At 71.8% G+C, this 17,409-nt stretch carries 14 protein-coding genes; 7 read left to right on the plus strand and 7 right to left on the minus strand.

The features are described from left to right. Window positions 1-2: 2 nt before the first annotated feature. Window positions 3-2,549: a Pls/PosA family non-ribosomal peptide synthetase gene (locus tag AC3EUV_RS03295; protein ID WP_435602110.1), complete on the minus strand. Its 2,547-nt coding sequence runs from the start codon at window positions 2,547-2,549 to the stop codon at window positions 3-5. Between the two features lie 459 nt (window positions 2,550-3,008). On the opposite strand from AC3EUV_RS03295, the gene sigK reads away from it, so the two are divergent. The 3 genes from sigK (at window position 3,009) to AC3EUV_RS03310 (ending at window position 4,795) form a co-directional block, all read left to right on the plus strand. Further along, window positions 3,009-3,602, plus strand: coding sequence for an ECF RNA polymerase sigma factor SigK (gene sigK, locus AC3EUV_RS03300; RefSeq protein ID WP_432142727.1), 594 nt, complete (start codon window positions 3,009-3,011; stop codon window positions 3,600-3,602). Further along, complete coding sequence (locus AC3EUV_RS03305; protein ID WP_432142677.1) at window positions 3,602-3,892, plus strand: zf-HC2 domain-containing protein; 291 nt, start codon at window positions 3,602-3,604, stop codon at window positions 3,890-3,892. The genes sigK and AC3EUV_RS03305 overlap by 1 nt, the downstream gene beginning before the upstream one ends. 138 nt (window positions 3,893-4,030) lie before the next feature. Continuing rightward, window positions 4,031-4,795: a FadR/GntR family transcriptional regulator gene (locus AC3EUV_RS03310; RefSeq protein WP_435602111.1), complete on the plus strand. Its 765-nt coding sequence runs from the start codon at window positions 4,031-4,033 to the stop codon at window positions 4,793-4,795. 62 nt (window positions 4,796-4,857) lie between these two features. Here the strand turns inward: AC3EUV_RS03310 and AC3EUV_RS03315 are convergent, their stop codons facing one another. Then, window positions 4,858-6,531, minus strand: coding sequence for an L-lactate permease (locus AC3EUV_RS03315; protein ID WP_432142679.1), 1,674 nt, complete (start codon window positions 6,529-6,531; stop codon window positions 4,858-4,860). Window positions 6,532-6,737: 206 nt separating this feature from the next. Between AC3EUV_RS03315 and AC3EUV_RS03320 the strand changes: the two genes are divergently transcribed. Genes AC3EUV_RS03320 through AC3EUV_RS03330 form a run of 3 tightly spaced genes read left to right on the plus strand, consistent with a single transcriptional unit; the run spans window position 6,738 to window position 9,708 of the window. After that, complete coding sequence (locus tag AC3EUV_RS03320; protein WP_432142680.1) at window positions 6,738-7,505, plus strand: (Fe-S)-binding protein; 768 nt, start codon at window positions 6,738-6,740, stop codon at window positions 7,503-7,505. Then, window positions 7,502-9,073 carry a lactate utilization protein B gene (locus AC3EUV_RS03325; RefSeq protein WP_432142681.1) on the plus strand — a complete coding sequence of 524 codons (1,572 nt, stop codon included), beginning with the start codon at window positions 7,502-7,504 and terminating at the stop codon, window positions 9,071-9,073. The genes AC3EUV_RS03320 and AC3EUV_RS03325 overlap by 4 nt, the downstream gene beginning before the upstream one ends. After that, window positions 9,067-9,708: a LutC/YkgG family protein gene (locus tag AC3EUV_RS03330; protein ID WP_432142728.1), complete on the plus strand. Its 642-nt coding sequence runs from the start codon at window positions 9,067-9,069 to the stop codon at window positions 9,706-9,708. Before AC3EUV_RS03325 ends, AC3EUV_RS03330 begins: the two co-directional genes overlap by 7 nt. Before the next feature lie 33 nt (window positions 9,709-9,741). Here AC3EUV_RS03330 and AC3EUV_RS03335 read toward each other — a convergent pair whose 3' ends face one another. Further along, the gene (locus tag AC3EUV_RS03335) at window positions 9,742-11,718 is read right to left on the minus strand and encodes a heavy metal translocating P-type ATPase (protein WP_435602112.1); all 1,977 of its coding nucleotides are present in this window, start codon (window positions 11,716-11,718) and stop codon (window positions 9,742-9,744) included. Between the two features lie 96 nt (window positions 11,719-11,814). On the opposite strand from AC3EUV_RS03335, the gene AC3EUV_RS03340 reads away from it, so the two are divergent. Further along, a complete protein-coding gene (locus AC3EUV_RS03340; RefSeq protein WP_432142683.1) occupies window positions 11,815-12,195 on the plus strand; it encodes an ArsR/SmtB family transcription factor in 381 nt (126 codons plus the stop codon). Between the two features lie 8 nt (window positions 12,196-12,203). Here the strand turns inward: AC3EUV_RS03340 and AC3EUV_RS03345 are convergent, their stop codons facing one another. From AC3EUV_RS03345 to AC3EUV_RS03360, 4 genes are all read right to left on the minus strand, one after another. Beyond that, window positions 12,204-12,998: a carbon-nitrogen hydrolase family protein gene (locus AC3EUV_RS03345; protein ID WP_432142684.1), complete on the minus strand. Its 795-nt coding sequence runs from the start codon at window positions 12,996-12,998 to the stop codon at window positions 12,204-12,206. A 356-nt stretch (window positions 12,999-13,354) separates the two neighbouring features. Continuing rightward, complete coding sequence (locus tag AC3EUV_RS03350) at window positions 13,355-14,515, minus strand: alkaline phosphatase PhoX (protein WP_432142685.1); 1,161 nt, start codon at window positions 14,513-14,515, stop codon at window positions 13,355-13,357. A gap of 362 nt (window positions 14,516-14,877) precedes the next feature. Then, the gene (gene aspA / locus AC3EUV_RS03355; RefSeq protein WP_432142686.1) at window positions 14,878-16,299 is read right to left on the minus strand and encodes an aspartate ammonia-lyase; all 1,422 of its coding nucleotides are present in this window, start codon (window positions 16,297-16,299) and stop codon (window positions 14,878-14,880) included. A gap of 79 nt (window positions 16,300-16,378) precedes the next feature. Further along, window positions 16,379-17,407, minus strand: coding sequence for an asparaginase (locus AC3EUV_RS03360; protein ID WP_432142687.1), 1,029 nt, complete (start codon window positions 17,405-17,407; stop codon window positions 16,379-16,381). Between the last annotated feature and the right edge of the window lie 2 nt (window positions 17,408-17,409).

Raw genomic sequence — 17,409 nt, forward strand, 5'->3', positions numbered from 1 at the left:
TGCTACCTCCAGCCCTCGCCGGTGTCCTGGCCGCTGGTCTGCCGGGCCGGATTGCCGCCCCATTGCGCATGCGGCGGGACGGCCTCGCCCTTCATCAGGAAGGAGTCGGGCGCGAGCACCGCGCCGTCACCCATGGCCACGCCGTAGTGGACGAACGCGCCGACGCCGAGCGTGCAGCCCGCGCCGAGCGCGCTGCGGTCGGACTTGAAGGTGCCGTCCTCCTGCGAGTGGCACTGGACGACGCTCCCCGCGTTGAGGGTGCAGCCGTCCCCGATGGCGGCCAGGGTCCGCTCGGTCAGATAGCAGCCGTCGTCGAAGACCCTGCGGCCGATCCGGACCCCCAGCAGCCGCCAGATCAGGTTCTTGAACGGGGTGCCGTTGAAGAGCAGCAGATACGTCTCCGAGGGCACCTTCCAGAAGCGTTCCCGCCGCCAGAAACGCGGATCGTAGATCGAGCAGAACAGCGGGCTCAGCGGATGGAACGCCGTCACGGCCCGTTCGACCAGCACGAAGTAGACGACACCGGACACCAGCACCAGGACGTTGCCCAGCGCGATCGCCAGGGCGCCGAGGGAGTCGTAGAGTTCCGCGGCGAGGGCCACGAGCAGGGTGGCCCAGAAGAAGTAGAGCCACCGCACCAGGAGGTAGAGCCCCATGGTGGCGGCGTTGTGCCGGTTCTTGGCGGCCAGGTGGCGGCGCAGCTGCTCGCCGCTCTTCAGCTGGTCGAAGGTGCTGTCCCGCTGCACCGAGCGGGGAATCTCGAAGCTGGGCGAGCCGAGGAGCCCGACGCCCTCCCGGACCTCGCCGTCGACCGGGACCATGACCTTCGTCGCGAGCAGGCAGTTGTCGCCCGTCTTTCCCCGCGAGGGGTAGGCGATCCGGTTCCCGAGGAAGTTGCGGGGCCCGATCGAGGTCCGGCAGACGCGGAAGGAGGTGTCCGAGAAGTCGGCGTTCATGACGGACAGACCGTCGGCGACCATCGTCCCGCTCCCGACGGAACTCAGGTACGGCGTCTCGTGCTTGACCTCGGTGCCGAAGTTCGACCCGGTCTGCTCGATCCGGGAGAGGTCGTAGCCGAGGCCCCGCAGGTAGTGGACGATGGCGGAGCTGTCGCCGAACAGCCGCATCAGGAACTTCCGGTTGGTGGTGAGGGCGATCAGCCGGTGCACCGTGTAGTGGAAGCCGTACAGCGGATAGACCTTGCCCGGGGTGATGGTCCGGCTGAGCAGCCGGGGGACCGTGGCCTGGAAGAGCAGGCCGAGGGGCACGGCGGCGAAGAAGAGCAGGGACAGCAGCAGGGCGTCCACGTAGAACGTCCCGTCGGCCAGCGCCGTGGGGCCGGGCTCCAGGACCGCGGTGAGCTGCGGCGCACCGGCCAGCAGGATGCCCACGCCGCCGACCGCCAGCGGCACGTACAGCAACAGCACGGTCGCCAGCTGGAGTGCGCTGTGCACCGTCCTGCGCACGGCACCGCAGCCGGCCGGTCCCACCACGCGGTAGTCCACGTCGGTCGGCTGTGCCGGTGATCCGTGCCAGTGTTCGCCGTCCGGTACGACCTGCCCGCTGTGCAGCGACGAGGCATGGCCGAGCTGCGCCCCGTCACCCAGCGCCGTCTCGATGTCGAGCACCGTGGCCTCGCTGATGACCACGTTCTTCCCGAGGACCACCGTGCCCGTCTGGATCAGACCGGCCTGTGCCCGGTAGCAGTTGAGGAACGAGTCCTTGCGGATGACGGTGCCGTCGCCGACGGCCAGCAGATCGGTGCACACCGGCACATTGCGCGAGAAGACCGTGACGCCCCGCCCGATTTTCGCGCCCAGGGCCCGGAGATAGAGCGTGTAGAGCGGCGAACCGACGAACAGCACCAGCGGGTTCGCCCGGATCAGCGTTTTGACGATCCAGAAGCGGACGTACGGCAGGCTCCAGACGCGGAACTGCCGGTGCTTCCACCGCCCGATGAGGACCCACTTCACCAGGACCGGAAGTGCGCACAACAACAGCAGACCGGCCGCGCCGCACAGCACCGAGCGCAGGTATCGGCCGAACATGCCGGACCCGGCGGCGATCCACTCATAGCCCCAGGCCGTGGCGGCCGCGACGAGAGAGGTGTACCCGAGGAACGTCAGCAGTTGCAGTGCTCCGCACAGGACGTACCGCGAGGTGCCCCGGACAGCGGGAGCCGGCGCCGACGGGGGAGTCGGTGCCGGGGGCGAGGAGGGCGGGGACTCGACCGGGAAAGACGGTGGGGAGCCCGCCATTGCCGTGGCCAGTGCCCGGATCGTCGGATACCGGTAGATGTCCTTCATCGAGACCGGCGGCAGGTCGGCTCGCTTCCTGACCCGAGCACAGAAATGTGCCATCACCAAGGAGTCGGCGCCCAGGTCGTCGAAGAAATGCCGGTCCACCGGCGGCTGCCCCGTACCCATGACCTCGGCCAGCGTGCCGGCGAAGGCGGCCTCGATACCCAGGTCAGGGCCGTCCACGCCGCCCCGGCCGGCCGGGGTCTCCTCCGGATACGAGGTCAGTTCTTCGACCGGCTCTCCGACCATGGCGACCTCCCTGACAAGCGCCGACGACCGTCGTCCCGTCACCGGGTCCCGCAGGCGCTCGGTTGGCGTCGCACGGGCAGTTCCTAATGTGTATTCGAGGCCCGCGCGGGTGTGGATTGCGCCAAATGCCCATTTTCTCCTGCGGGGATCTCCCCGTTCCCTTGCGCAAGAGCTCCAAAGCGGGGATGACCTGCTGCTTCGCGCCCCTGGGAGAGCCGGTGTACGGGTGTCGTCCGTATCCCGCACGTCGCTGCACGTGGCTGCACGCGGAGTGGCCCGGTGCGCGCGCCAGGACGGCGCCCCCTCAGCCGAACGGGCCCCGACCGGCTGCGGCCCGCGTGAGGCAACGTCAGCCTGGGAGGGCGCGGCCGATACGTGGCAACGCGTCGACCGCGCTCCATCCCGGGGAACCGGGCCGCACCGGACTGACGAGGGGACGGTCGACACGCTGTGAGGCGCATTCCGCACACCGCACCCGAGGGACCCTGGCCCCCGGAGCGGTCCGCCGCGGACCGTCACGTGGACGATCTGCTCGTGCGGGTCGCCCTGGGTGAGGAGCGGGCGTTCGTCGGCGTGTACGACGCCCTCGTGGTGCCCGTCATGGGCCTGGCCCATCGGATCCTGCGCGATGAGGCGCAGGCTGAAGAGGTGACTCAGGACGTGATGATCGAGGTGTGGCGGAAGGCCGACCGGTTCCGTCCCGAGCGCGGTGCCGCGAAGTCCTGGGTGCTGACGCTGGCCCACCGGCGGGCAGTGGAACGGGTGCGATCGGTGCGGGCCGGCGCGGAACGCGAGCGCAAGGCCGCGCAGCTGGCCCACCAGACCCCGTTCGACGAAGTGGTGGAGGCCGTCGAGGAGCGGGAGGAACGGGCGCAGGTCTACCGCTGTCTGGCCGGCCTCGGGAACAGTCAGCGCCTGCCGCTGGTCCTCGCCTACTACCAGGGAATGACCTACGCCGAGGTCGCCGAGGTCCTGTCCACCCCCGCGGGCACGGTCAAGACGAGGATGCGCACCGGCCTGCGGAGACTGCGCGTCTGTATGGGAGGCGACTGATGTCCGCTGACGAGGATCCGCACGCGGCGGTCGGGGCGTATGTCCTGCACGCCCTTCCGCCCGAGGAGGCGGCCGCCTTCGCCACCCACCTGGCCGGCTGCGACGACTGCACCCGGGAGGTCGCCGACCTGGAGGCCACCGTCGTGTATCTGGCCGAAGCGGAAGCGGTCACCCCGTCCGACGCACTGCGCCGGCGGGTCCTCGACCGGATCGCGACCACTGCCCAGGAGCAGCTGCTCCGCCGCGAGCCGTCCCGGCGCGACGGGCCGCGACTGGACCTGGAGGTCTGACCGGCCGCGACGGCCCTACGCACGGCTCGCGATCCGACGGCCGGGCACCCCGCGGTGTCGGGCGCTGTGGTCCGACCACACGTCCTGTGTGACATAGTTTTTTGCACGGGGCATGAGGGCCGAGCCGGGGAGTTGGGGATGACCGCCGAATGGCGACCTGTGCGGCAGGCGCGTACGCATGAGCTCGTGCTGGAGCGCATCGAGGAGCGGGTGCTCGCCGGTGAGCTCAAGGCCGGGGACCGGCTGCCGCCCGAGCGCGAGCTGGCGCCGGTCCTGGGCGTCAGCCGGTCCGCGCTGCGCGAGGCGCTGCGGGTGCTGGAGACGATCGGGGTGCTGGTCGCCCAGGCCGGACGCGGGCCGGACGCCGGGGCGCGGATCGTACGCAACCCGGACGATGCGCTGGGCCGGCTGCTGCGCCTGCACTTCGCCCTGGGCAGTTACCGTCTGCACGATGTGCTGGAGGCTCGGGTGGTCCTGGAGCGCTCCAGCTTCGAGGCGGCCGCGGAGCACGCCTCGGCGCAGGACCTCGACGAGGCGGAAGCGCTCCTGGAGCGGATGCGCGAGCCCGGCGTGGGGGCCGCCGACTTCAACGACCTCGACACCCGGTTCCATGTCGCCATCGCGCGCAGCTCGGGCAACCAGCTGACCTCCACCCTCACCTCGGCCGTGCGGGAGTCGGTGCGTCCGCTGATCCTGCGCGCGCTGGAGACGGCGGAGGACTGGCCGGCCACGGCGGCGGCGCTGAACGCCGAGCACACCGAGCTGCTGCGACTGGTGCGGGCCGGCAAGGGCGCACAAGCCGCCGATCTGGCCGAGGCCCATATCCGCGGTTTCCACGGCCGGCTGGTCGACGAGAACGCCCCGGCGGAGCAGGAGCAGGAGCAGGAGCAGGAGCAGGAGTAGGGGACGAGGGCTGGGCGGGCGCGAACCGCTGGGCCCGCCCGCCCCCTATACCTCCCCTGCCCCTACGGCAGCATCCAGGACAGCACCGGCAGCGACTGGAGATAGACCAGCACGCACAGGACCGCCAGCATCGCGGCGCTGTAGCCGGCGACCTTGCGCAGCAGGATCCGTTCGGCGCCGGGCAGTTCCACCGCGGTCGCCGCGATGGTCAGGTTCTGCGGGCTGATCAGCTTGCCGACCACGCCGCCCGTGGTGTTGGCGGCCACCAGCAGGGTCGGGTCGATGCCCGCGGTCTTGCCGGCGGTCTGCTGAAGCGTGGCGAACAGGGCGTTCGACGAGGTGTCCGAGCCGGTGACGGCGGTGCCGAGCCAGCCGAGCACGGGGGAGAGCAGGGCGAAGAGCCCGCCCGCGGCGGCGAGCCAGGTGCCGATGGCGAGGGTCTGCCCCGACTGGTTCATGACGTAGCTCAGGGCCATCACGGTGGCGACCGTGGCGATGGCGGTGCGCATGGTGCGCAGGGTGCGTCCGGCGCAGGACAGTCCCGTGCGCGCGGACATCGGGAAGCGGTCGGCGTCCTTCGCGCGGCTGTAGATCAGCATCACCAGGAGCCCGGAGAGCAGCAGCAGGGTGCCGGGATTGGCCAGGACCTCCAGCTTGTAGACGGCGCTGCCCGCGGGCGAGCCGTCGGGGGCGAGGAGGTGGCCGTACAGGCCCGGCCAGTCGAGCTGGACGGCGAGGGAGCCGAGCAACCCGGGTATGTCGAGTTCGCCGACATCGAGCTTGGCGAGCGCGAAGACCGCGATGACCAGGAGGTACGGCAGCACGGCCAGGAAGGTGCGGCGGCGGGTCAGCGGTTCGGCCGTGACCTGGGAGCGCTGGTCGTCCGGTGTCGTGGGGGTCCAGAAGCGCAGCATGACCACCGCGGCGCCGAAGCCGGCGAGCGCGGCGACGACATCGGTGAGCTCGTAGGCGAAGTGGGCCGAGCACCAGAACTGGGCCAGGGCGAAGACGGCGCCGGTGGCCAGCGCGATGGGCCACAGCTGCCGCAGCCCGCGCCGGCCGTCGACGAGGAAGAGCAGCAGCTGCGGCACGAAGAGGGCGAGCAGCGGGCTCTGCCGGCCGATGACCGCGGCGAGGGACTCCGCGGGGATGCCGGTGAGGTTGCCCGCGGTGGTGATGGGAATGGCCATGGCGCCGAAGGCGACCGGCGCGGTGTTGGCGACCAGGACGGTGACGGCCGAGGTGAGCCGGGGCAGCCCGAGCGCCATCAGCATGGCGGCGGTGATCGCGACGGGCGCGCCGAAGCCGGCCAGCGCTTCGAGCAGTCCGCCGAAGCAGAACGCGATGAGCATGGCCTGGATGCGCAGATCACCGCGCCCGACGGCGTTGAAGGAGCGGCGCAGATCATCGAAACGGCCGCTGACCACGGTGAGTTCGTAGAACCAGATGGCCGAAACGACGATCAGCATCACCGGGAAGAGGCCGAAGGCCGCGCCCTGGGCGGCGGACAGCGCGCCGAGCCGCAGCGGCATGCCGTAGCCGAGGACCGCGACCAGGAGGGCGGTCAGCAGGGCGCCGAGGGCGGAGTGCAGCGCGGAGCGCCTGGCCGCCATCAACAGCAGGAAGAAGGCCGCCAGGGGCACCAGGCCCAGTAGCGCGGTGGTGGTGAGGCTGTCCCCGACGGCGGCCACGTCGGGGGTGTAGGCCGCCAGGACAGCGGGCGGAGTGGTGGCCACGGAGTGCTCCTCATCGAGTTCTGCGCGCCGTCCGGCCGGTGGTGAACGTCCGGTCCCGGCCATCGCGGCGCCGTGTGGCTGACGATCGGCCCTCAGTAGTCCATCGAAGATGTCGCATGTCAATAAGGTCGGACCAAACTGCGTCTCTCCTTTTCTCGCGCGGTTCGAGAGGGGTATGGTCGGACCATAAGCGCCAGGGAGGCACTATGCGCATCGCCCTCTTCGCCACCTGTCTGGGAGACACGCTCTTCCCGGAGGCGGTGAAATCGACCGCGGTACTCCTGGCCCGTCTGGGCCATGCCGTGGTCTTCCCGCCGCAGCAGACCTGCTGCGGCCAGATGCATGTCAACACCGGCTATCAGCGTGAACCGGTGCCGCTGGTAAGGAACTTCGCCGAACAGTTCGGTGACCCGGCGATCGAGGCCGTGGTGGTGCCGTCGGGCTCCTGCGCGGGCTCGGTCCGTCATCAGCACGAGATCGTCGCCGAGCGCTACGGGGACGCGGCCCTGCGCGCCGGTGTGGCCGCCGTCCGGACCAAGACGTACGAGCTGTCCGAGTTCCTGGTCGATGTCCTCGATGTGACGGACGTCGGCGCGTACTTCCCGCACCGGGTGACCTACCACCCCACCTGTCACTCGCTGCGCATGCTGCGGGTCGGCGAGAAGCCGCTGCGGCTGCTGCGCGCCGTCGAGGGCATCGACCTGGTGGAGCTGCCCGAGGCCGACGCCTGCTGCGGCTTCGGCGGCACCTTCGCGGTCAAGAACGCCGAGACCTCCACCGCGATGCTGCGGGACAAGATGGACCACATCACCGGCACCGGGGCCGCGGTGTGCACGGCGGGCGACTCGTCCTGTCTGATGCATATCGGCGGTGGTCTCTCGCGCATCAGGTCCGGTACGCGGACCCTGCACCTGGCCCAGATCCTCGCCGCCACCCGCACCGCGCCGCACGTCCTGACGGAGGCCGCCCGATGAGCAGTCCGACCGGCCCCGCGACACAGGGCACCTTCCTCGGCATGCCGGCCGTCCCCCCGCGCTCCCCGTACGGGACCGGCCATCTGCGCGGGGAGCGCAGCTTCCCCCGGGCCGCGCACGACGAGCTGGGCAACGAGCAGCTGCGCCGCAATCTGGGCAAGGCCACCCACTCGATCCGCGCCAAGCGCCTCGCCGTCACCGGCGAACTGCCCGACTGGGAGCAGCTGCGCGACACCGGCTCGGCGATCAAGACCGACACCATGAACCGGCTGCCCGAACTGCTGGAGCAGCTGGAGCGGAAGGTCACCGAGCGCGGCGGCACCGTCCACTGGGCCCGGGACGGCGTGGAGGCCAACGAGATCGTCACCCGGCTGGTGCGGGCGACCGGCAGCGACGAGATCCTCAAGGTCAAGTCGATGGCCACACAGGAGATCGGCCTCAACGAGCATCTGGCGGACCAGGGGATCGCGGCGCTGGAAACCGATCTGGCCGAGCTGATCGTGCAGTTCGCCGATGACCGGCCGTCGCACATCCTGGTGCCCGCGATCCACCGCAACCGCGAGGAGATCCGGGACATCTTCCTCCGGCACATCCCGGGCGTCGACCCCGCACTGGACGCCGACCCCGCCCGGCTCGCGGCCGCGGCGCGCGCGTTCCTGCGCGAGAAGTTCATGACGACCAAGGTGGCCGTCTCCGGAGCCAACTTCGGCATCGCCGAGACCGGCACCCTGGCGGTGGTCGAGTCCGAGGGCAACGGCCGGATGTGTCTGACACTGCCCGAGACGCTGATCACCGTCATGGGCATCGAGAAGGTCCTGCCCCGCTTCCAGGACCTGGAGGTCTTCCTCCAGTTGCTCCCGCGCTCCTCGACCGGTGAGCGGATGAACCCCTACACCTCGCTGTGGACGGGAGTGACGCCGGGCGACGGCCCGCAGGAGTTCCATCTCGTGCTGCTCGACAACGGGCGGACCGCGGCGCTCGCGGACCGGATCGGGCGCGCGGCGCTGAACTGCATCCGCTGCTCGGCCTGCCTCAACGTCTGCCCCGTCTACGAGCGGACGGGCGGCCATGCCTACGGATCGACGTACCCCGGCCCGATCGGTGCGGTGCTCACCCCGCAGCTGGCCGGCATGCACGGCGCCAAGGGCGATCCCAACAGCTCGCTGCCGTACGCCTCCAGTCTGTGCGGAGCCTGCTTCGACGCCTGCCCGGTGAAGATCGATATCCCGTCGCTCCTCGTCGAGCTGCGGCACCAGCACACCGAACAGTCCGGGACGACCGCGGAGAAGCTGGCGATGAAGGCCGCGGCCGCGGTGATGAAGCGGACCGGGCTGTTCACCGCCGCACAGAAGGCGGCCGGGCTCGGACGCCTGCCGGCGGGGCGGGACGGCACCCTCTCCCGTCTGCCCCCGCCGCTCAACGGCTGGAGCGACAGCCGTGACACCCCCGCCCCGCCCAAGCAGACCTTCCGCTCCTGGTTCGCCTCCGCCGAGGGCGCGGCCGCGATGCGGGCCGCGGCCGAAGAAGGCGCCCGGCACACCGACGACGATCCGCAGGAGGCATCGTGACCGCGACCGCACGGGAGACGGTGCTCCGCCGTGTCCGGGACGCCCTGTCCCTCTCCGACGGGCCCGAGGTGACCGTGCCCCGCGCCTATCGCACCGGCCGCGCGCTGCCCGACGAGGAGCGGCTCGCCCTCTTCGCCGACCGGCTCGCCGACTACCGGGCGCAGGTCCGCACCTGCACCGCCGGAACCACCGCGGCGGTGCTCGCCGAGGTGCTGCATGCGCACGGTGCACGGACGATCGGGGTGCCCCCGGGTCTCGATCCGGCCTGGCTGGCCGGGTACGACGGGGAGACGGTGACGGATTCCGCGGAGGTGCCGGCGCCCTCGCTCGATGCGCTGGACGGGGTGGTGACGGGCTCCGCCGTCAGCTGCGCCGAGACCGGCACGATCTTCCTGGACGGCGCCGCCGCGGACCAGGGCAGGCGTGCGCTGACCCTCGTCCCCGATCTGCATGTCTGTGTCGTCGAGCTGTCGTCGGTGCGGACCGGAGTGCCGGAGGCGGTGGCGCAGTTGACGCCGGAGCACCCGATCACGATGATCAGCGGCCCCTCGGCCACCTCCGACATCGAGCTGGAGCGGGTCGAGGGGGTGCACGGTCCGCGCACGCTGGCGGTGGTGATCCGCACCGACCGCTGAGCGGCCGCGGCGTGCCCCGGGGCAGGGCCGCTCTCACGGGGCGGGCCGCGCCGCCCGCCGCCAGGCCGCTTCGCGCAGCAGCCGCAGGCCGTTGAGGCCGACGAGGACGGTGGAGCCCTCATGGCCGAGGACGCCCAGCGGCAGCGGGAGTTCACCGATCAGGTCCCAGAGGACCAGGCCGGAGAGGAACACCGAAGCCAGCACCAGGTTCTGGACGACCAGCCGGTGGGCCGTGCGGGACAGCGCGAGCACGGCGGGCACGCTGCTGAGTTCGTCCCGGACGATGACCGCGTCGGCGGTCTCCAGCGCGAGGTCGGAGCCGGTCCGGCCCATGGCGACCCCGGTGTGCGCGGCGGCCAGCGCCGGTGCGTCGTTCACCCCGTCACCCACCATCAGCACCCGGTGCCCGGCCGCCTCCTGGGCACGCACGGCGCCGACCTTCTCCTGGGGCAGCAGCCCGGCCCGGACGTCCGTGATGCCGACCGCCGCGGCGAGTTGCCCGGCGGCGCGCGGATTGTCGCCGGTCACCAGCATCGGGGTGCGTCCGGTGAGCGACCGGAGATTGGCGACGGTGGCCGCCGCGTCGGGGCGCAGCCGGTCGCCGAGGCCCAGCACCCCGGCCGGTACCCCGTCACAGAGGACCAGCACGGCGGTGTACCCGGCCTCCTCCAGCTCGGTGACGAGGGCGCCGGCCTCCGCGGCGGCCGGATCACCGGCGGACAGCAGCCGGGCCGGGGCGCCGACCGCGATCCGGGTGCCGTCGACGGTGGCCCGTACGCCGGTGCCGGGGGAGGCGGTGAACTCCCCGGCGGCGGGCAGGACCAGGCCGCGGGCGCGGGCGGCGGCCACGATCGCGCGGGCCAGGGGGTGTTCACCGGCGTACTCCGCCGCGGCCGCCCGGGTCAGCAGGGTCTCCTCCGTCATCCCGGAGCCGGACAGCGGGCGGACCGCGGTGAGCCGGTGCGTGCCCGCGGTCAGGGTGCCGGTCTTGTCGAGGGCGACGCGGTCCACCTGCCCGAGGCGTTCCATGACGACGGCGGACTTGACCAGCACGCCGTGCCGTCCGGCGTTGGCGAGGGCGGACAGCAGCGGCGGCATGGTCGCCAGGACCACCGCGCACGGCGAGGCGACGATCATGAAGGTCATCGCCCGCAGCAGGGCGCGCGCCGGATCCGCGCCGAACGCCAGTGGGATCACGAAGACGGCCGGCGTGACGGCCACCATGCCGACCGAGTAGCGCTGTTCGACCTTCTCGATGAACAGCTGGCCCGGCGCCTTGGTCTCGGACGCCTCCGCGACCATGGCCACGATCCGGGCGAGGACGGAGGCATCGGCATCGCGCTCCACCTTGACCCGCAGCGCGCCGGTGCCGTTGAGGGTGCCCGCGAACACCTCGTCACCGGGCTCCTTGATCACCGGCAGCGGTTCACCGGTGATGGTGGCCTGGTCGATCTCGCTGACCCCGTCCAGCACCCGGCCGTCCGCGCCGACCCGTTCGCCGGGACGGACCAGCACGGTGTCCCCCACCACGAGGTCCGCGGCGGCCACGGTCGTCTCACTGCCGTCGTCGGCCAGCCGGGTCGCGGTGCCGGGTGCGAGAGCGAGCAGCCCGCGTACCGAATCCTGGGTGCGGGCGGTGGCCAGCGCCTCCAGGGCGCCGGAGACGGCGAAGATGACGATCAGCAGCGCACCGTCCCGGACCTGGCCGATCGCGGCCGCCCCGAGCGCGGCGACGATCATCAGCAGATCGACGTCCAGGCTCTTCTCCCGCAGCGCCCGCAGCCCGGACCAGCCCGGCTCCCAACCGCCCGTCCCATAGGCGACGGCATACAGCGGACCCCACAACCAGGCCGGTGCGCCGCCGAGTTGCAGCAGCGCCGCGAGGAGGAACGCGAGGGTGGCGGCGGCCGCCCAGCGGGCCTCGGGCCGGTCGAGGAACCGGGTGCGGCGCGGGGCGTTCCGATCGGCCGTGGGGGTCTGGGGCGGATGGGGCAACACGGCAGAAGGCATGCCGGAACAACCCTTCGCGGGCGGGGAAACGACAGGGCCCCCACCGTACCGGAACAAATGAAGAGGTCTTCATTTATCGTCGTTAGGATGGCTCGTATGGGCCATGGAATGGATGACCACCGCACCACCACCCGCGAGCGTCTGGACGCCGTGGGGGCCGCCGATGTCGCGGCCACCCTCCAGGCCCTGTCCACCCCCTCCCGGCTGCACATCCTGGCCCGCCTTCAGGAAGGCCCCTGCGCGGTCGGTGACCTCGCCGCCGCCGTCGGCATGGAGCAGTCCGCCTGCTCCCACCAACTCCGGCTGCTGCGCAACCTCGGCCTGGTCACCGGCGAACGCAACGGCCGCTCGATCGTCTACGCCCTCTACGACCACCACGTCGCCGAACTCCTCGACCAGGCCCTCTTCCACGTCGAGCATCTGCGGCTCGGTCTCCGTGACGCACCGTCAGGGACGGCGGACGCGGTGCACGGCTGAGGGCCCGCCTACAGGCTCCGGTTGTCCAGCACCGCCACCGCGCGCCGCACCCGGGCGGTCTCCTCGGTGTCCACGTCCCCGACGAGCAGGTCCGCCCGGTCGCCCAGCTGTCCGCGTACGGTCCCGTCGGGGCCGATCAGCGCGCTGTGCCCGACACCGGTCGGCGCCTTGGTGGGGGCCTCCGGATCGGCCTGCGGATCCGGGGCGGCCTGATTGACCGCCGCCAGCCAGACCGTCGCGTCCAGGGCGCGCGCCCGTACCAGCAGGTCCCACTGTGCACGCTTGCCCGGCCCCGCGGCCCAGGCGGCGGGCAGCACCGACACCGTGGCCCCCGCATCGGCGTGCGCCCGGAAGAGTTCGGGGAACCGCAGGTCGTAGCAGGTCGCCAGGCCCACCCGGACCCCGTCGACATCGATGGTCACCACGCGCTTGCCCGGGGCCACCGCGTCGGACTCCCGGAAGCCGAAGGCGTCATACAGATGGATCTTGTCGTAGAACTCCTCGACCTCGGGACCGGTGGCCAGCAGGGTGTTGGTCACCCGCCCGTCGTCCGCCGGGGTGAACATGCCCGCCACCACGGTCACGCCGGTCTCCCGGGCCACCGCCCGCACCCCCTCCGCCCACGGCCCGTCCAGCGGCTCGGCCACCTGCCCGAGCGGGGCCCCGAACCGCACCATGGCCGCCTCCGGAAGGACCGCCAGCCGGGCCTCCTCGCGCGCCGCCCGGCGGACCTGGTCCTGGACGATCGCGAGGTTCTCCTTCGGATCGGTCGTGGCCGTCATCTGGCACAGCGCGATACGCATGCGGATCTCTTCTCTCTCGTGCCGATCGGTGTCTTCGTGGCCTGCTGCGGGCGCCGCCCCGGCCCGTCCCGCCGGCCGGACAGCCCTGTGACCATCCTGCCCGCCGGCCGCCCGGCACCGTCATCAGGCGGGTGTACTCCTCCTCCTTATCGTGCGCCGGACCCCGCCCCGGCAGCACGCCCACGAGGGAACCCCCGCGGTCCCGGCCCCATAGGGCGACGGCGGCAGCGGTGCGACGGCCCCGCCGGCCCTGGCCAGGTACTCATCGGGCACAGCGAGGCCCGGCCCGCGGACATGCGGGCCGGGCCGGCGACTGCCCGCGCCGCCTTGGCAGCGGGAGGCGGGTTTCGGGTCGGTCAGGTGCGGAAGGGGCCGGTGACCTCGTAGGTGATGCCGCCCGAGGAGCTGCCGCTCGTGCCGCGCTGGCTGGAGAAGTACAGCCGGGTGCCGTTGGGGGAGAAGGCCGGTCCGGTGATCTCCGAGCTGGACTGGCCGGTGATCCGCAGGAACGGCGTGACGATGTCGTCCGGGGTGATGATGCAGATCTCCATGTTGCCGCCGTCCTCGGCGACGAACAGGTCGCCGGAGGAGGATCCGGTGACGTTGTCGACGCCGGTCAGCGGGGCGGGGCCGGGGTTGACCAGGTTGTCGTCGTAGGTCAGCTCGTAGGTGCTGTTCGCCAGGTTGAGCTGCCAGACGCGGTTGTCGCCCTTGGTGGTGAACCAGACGGTGTCGCCGGCGTAGTGGCAGCCCTCGCCGCCGTTGAACCGCTTGGCGCCGGAGACCTGGTTGCGGGTCGTGGTGGGCGAGCCGTCCGGGTCGGGCACGGTAGCCCAGGTGAAGGATCCGGACGTGCCGGTGCCGGCAACCAGCACCTGGAGGGTGCCGGCGGACAGGTTGCCCCACGTGGTCGGGACGAACCGGTAGAAGCAGCCGTCGGTTTCGTCCTCGGTCAGGTAGATCACCTGGCGCACGGGGTCGGCAGCGGCCGCCTCGTGCTTGAACTTGCCCATGGCGGCGCGGCGGGTGGCGGCGTTCACCCCCCACGGGTCGGTCTCGTAGACGTAGCCGAGGGAGACCTCTTCGCAGGAGAGCCAGGTGTTCCACGGGGTGGCGCCGCCCGCGCAGTTCTGCCGGGTGTTGGACAGGATGCGGTAGGCGCCGGTGATGGTGCCCGAGGAGTTGAACTTGACGGCGCTCGCGCCGCCGCTGGGGTTGATCTCTGAGTTGGAGACGTAGATCCAGCCCGTGCCGTCGGCGAAGCAGGCGCCGCCGTCGGGGGCGTTGTGCCAGGTGTAGGAGGTGCCGGAGACGGCCTGGCTGGAGCGGGCGATGACCCGGCTGCTGAAGCCGCTGGGCAGCTGGATGCCGTTGGCGTCGGCGGCGCCCAGCGCGCCGTACGGGCCGGGGCCGATCTGGGCCGGAGCTGCGTAGGCGGCGCCGTGCATGAGAGTGCCGCCGAAGGCGGCGGCCGAGGTGCCGATGACGGCTCCGCGCAGGAAGGTACGACGTTCCACATTTACTCCTTCATCAAAGCACAGCGGAAAATGGGGAGTTGCGCGCCTTGCCGACTGGTCATCGGGGAGAAACCTAGAGCCGCCGCACCTGGCCGATCAGGCCCGGACACGTGAACTCTTCCGGGCCGACCGGTGGGTAGGTTTTGCGTCGAAGCGATCAGGAACCCATCAAGTGAACGACCGGTAAACCCTCCGGACCACGGACGAACCTCCGCCGATCGGGAGGGCGGGGACGGAAGCCGTCGACCGACGGCACTTGCCCTGGCACTACACGTCAACGGGCCGGGCGGGTGTCCCGAAGGGGGACGCCCGCCCGGCCCGTGCGGACCGGAGGGTCCGGGGTGCCGCGGTGCGGCGAGGGCTCAGACCGTGCTCAAGTCACCGCCCGTGCCGGCGATTTCCTCCGGGCGCAGCAGTGCCGCGAGGCGGTCGGCCGGGAGCAGTCCCTGTTCCAGGACGAGTTCGGCGACGCCGCGTCCGGTGGCGAGTGCCTCCTTGGCGATCGCGGTGGCGGCGGTGTAGCCGATGTGCGGGTTGAGGGCGGTGACCAGGCCGATGGAGTTCTGCACACTGGCCAGGAGCGTCTCGGTGTTGGCGGTGATGCCCACCACGCAGCGCTCGGCGAGGGTGCGGCAGGCCGCCCCCAGATGCGTGATGCTCTCCGAGAGGGAGTGCAGGATGACCGGCTCGAAGGCGTTGAGCTGGAGCTGGCCCGCCTCGGCCGCCATGGTGATGGTGACGTCGTTGCCGATGACCTCGAAGGCGACCTGGTTGACGACCTCGGGGATGACCGGGTTGACCTTGCCGGGCATGATGCTCGAACCGGCCTGCACCGGCGGCAGGTTGATCTCCGCGAGCCCGGCCCGCGGGCCGGAGGACAGCAGCCGCAGATCGTTGCAGCTCTTCGAGAGCTTGACGGCGATGCGCTTGAGGACACCCGACAGATGGACGAACGCGCCGCAGTCCTGGGTGGCCTCGACCAGATTGGCGGCGGTGACCAGCGGCAGTCCGGTGAGGGCGGCCAGGTGGGTGCGGGCCGCCTCGGCGTAGCCCTTGGGGGCGTTGAGGCCGGTGCCGATGGCGGTGGCGCCGAGGTTGATCTCGTGGATGAGCAGGACCGCCTCCGCCAGCCGGCTCTGGTCCTCCTCCAGCATCACCGCGTACGCCGAGAACTCCTGGCCCAGGGTCATCGGCACCGCGTCCTGGAGCTGGGTGCGCCCCATCTTGAGGATGTCGCGGAACTCCTCGGCCTTGGCCGCGAAGGCCGTACGCAGGACGGCCATCGAGTCGAGCAGTTCCCGGACGGCGATGATCGTGGCGACGTTGACGGCCGTCGGGTAGACGTCGTTCGTCGACTGGCTCAGATTGACGTGCTCGTTGGGGTGCAGATGGCGGTAGTCGCCCTTGTCATGGCCCAGGATCTCCAGCGCCCGGTTGGCGATCACCTCGTTGGCGTTCATGTTCGTCGAGGTCCCGGCGCCGCCCTGGATGACATCGACGACGAACTGGTCGTGCAGCTGCCCGCCGGACCGGATCTCCCGGCAGGCGGCGGCGATCGCGTCGGCCCGCTCGGTGTCGAGCAGTCCGAGGTCCTCGTTGGCCCGGGCCGCGGCCTCCTTGACGGCGGCGAGCGCGTTGATCAGGTGCGGGTAGGTGGCGATCGGCGTACCGGTGATGGGGAAGTTCTCCACGGCGCGCAGGGTGTGCACGCCCCAGTACGCCTCGGCGGGTATCTCCCGGTCGCCGAGCAGATCGTGTTCGCGGCGGTGGCCGGCGGAAGTCATGGTGCAGCGGGTCCTTTGTGAGGTGGAGCAGAGGGGGAGGAGGCCGGGCGGGTGGCCCGAGCGGGGAGGTGATGGAGCGTCAGGTAGCCTGCGGAGCAAGGATGTTCGTCGCCCGCAGGGCCCCGACCGGGGCGCCGCCCCCGATGACAGGTGCGGTGGCGAACGGGGCGAGGAGGCCGGGGTCGATGCCGCAGTGCGCCAGGGCCGCCGCCGTCACCGGCATCCGGGCGCGGTCACCGCCGTCGGCGATCTTCACACCGACCGCCCGCCCGTCCGGCAGGGCCGCGATCTGCACGCCCTCGAAGCCGTCCTTGGCGAGCAGCCCGGGCACCGCCCGCACCAGCCGGGCGACGTCCCGCCGGCTGCCGGACACCATCTCCGGGTGTGTGCGCATGGCGTGGGCGACCCGGCCCTCCTCGGTGCCGGGGGCGGCCGTCGCCAGCCGGGCGGCGGCCCGGGTCAGCCCGTGGAGGGAGACGGAGAACAGCGGGGCGCCGCAGCCGTCGACCGTGACCCGGGCGATGCCCTGGCCGGTGAGGTCCTCGACCGTCGCGGCGAGTTCCCGCTGCAACGGGTGGCCGGGATCGAGGTAGCTGTCCAGGTCCCAGCCCCGGGTGCGGCAGGTCAGCAGCATGGCGGCGTGCTTGCCCGAGCAGTTCTGTGCGAGCCGGGTGGGCCCCAGACCGCGCCGGATCCACTCGTCGCGTACGGCGGGGTCGTACGGCAGATCGGGGACATTGCGCAGTTCGTCCTCGGTCAGCTCGCCGGCGGCCAGGATGTCCCGGGCCGTGGCCAGATGCCGCTCCTCGCCGGAGTGGCTGGCCGCCACCAGGGCCAGCGCCGGATCGTCCAGCGGCGGCAGGCCCGCGCGCAGCAGGCCGACCGCCTGGACCGGCTTGAGTGCCGAGCGCGGATAGCACGCGGCCTCGATGTCGCCCGCCTGGAATGCCACGCTCCCGTCGGCCGCCAGCACCACGACGGAGCCGTGGTGGACGCCCTCGACGATGCCTCCGCGCACCACATGGGCGACGGGGACATGGGCCGGTTCGCGGACCGCGGGCGGTGCGCCCGCGGTGCGGTGCGGCGGCAGGGTGGTGCTCTGACTCATGA

The organism is Streptomyces sp. bgisy130, from assembly GCF_057708345.1.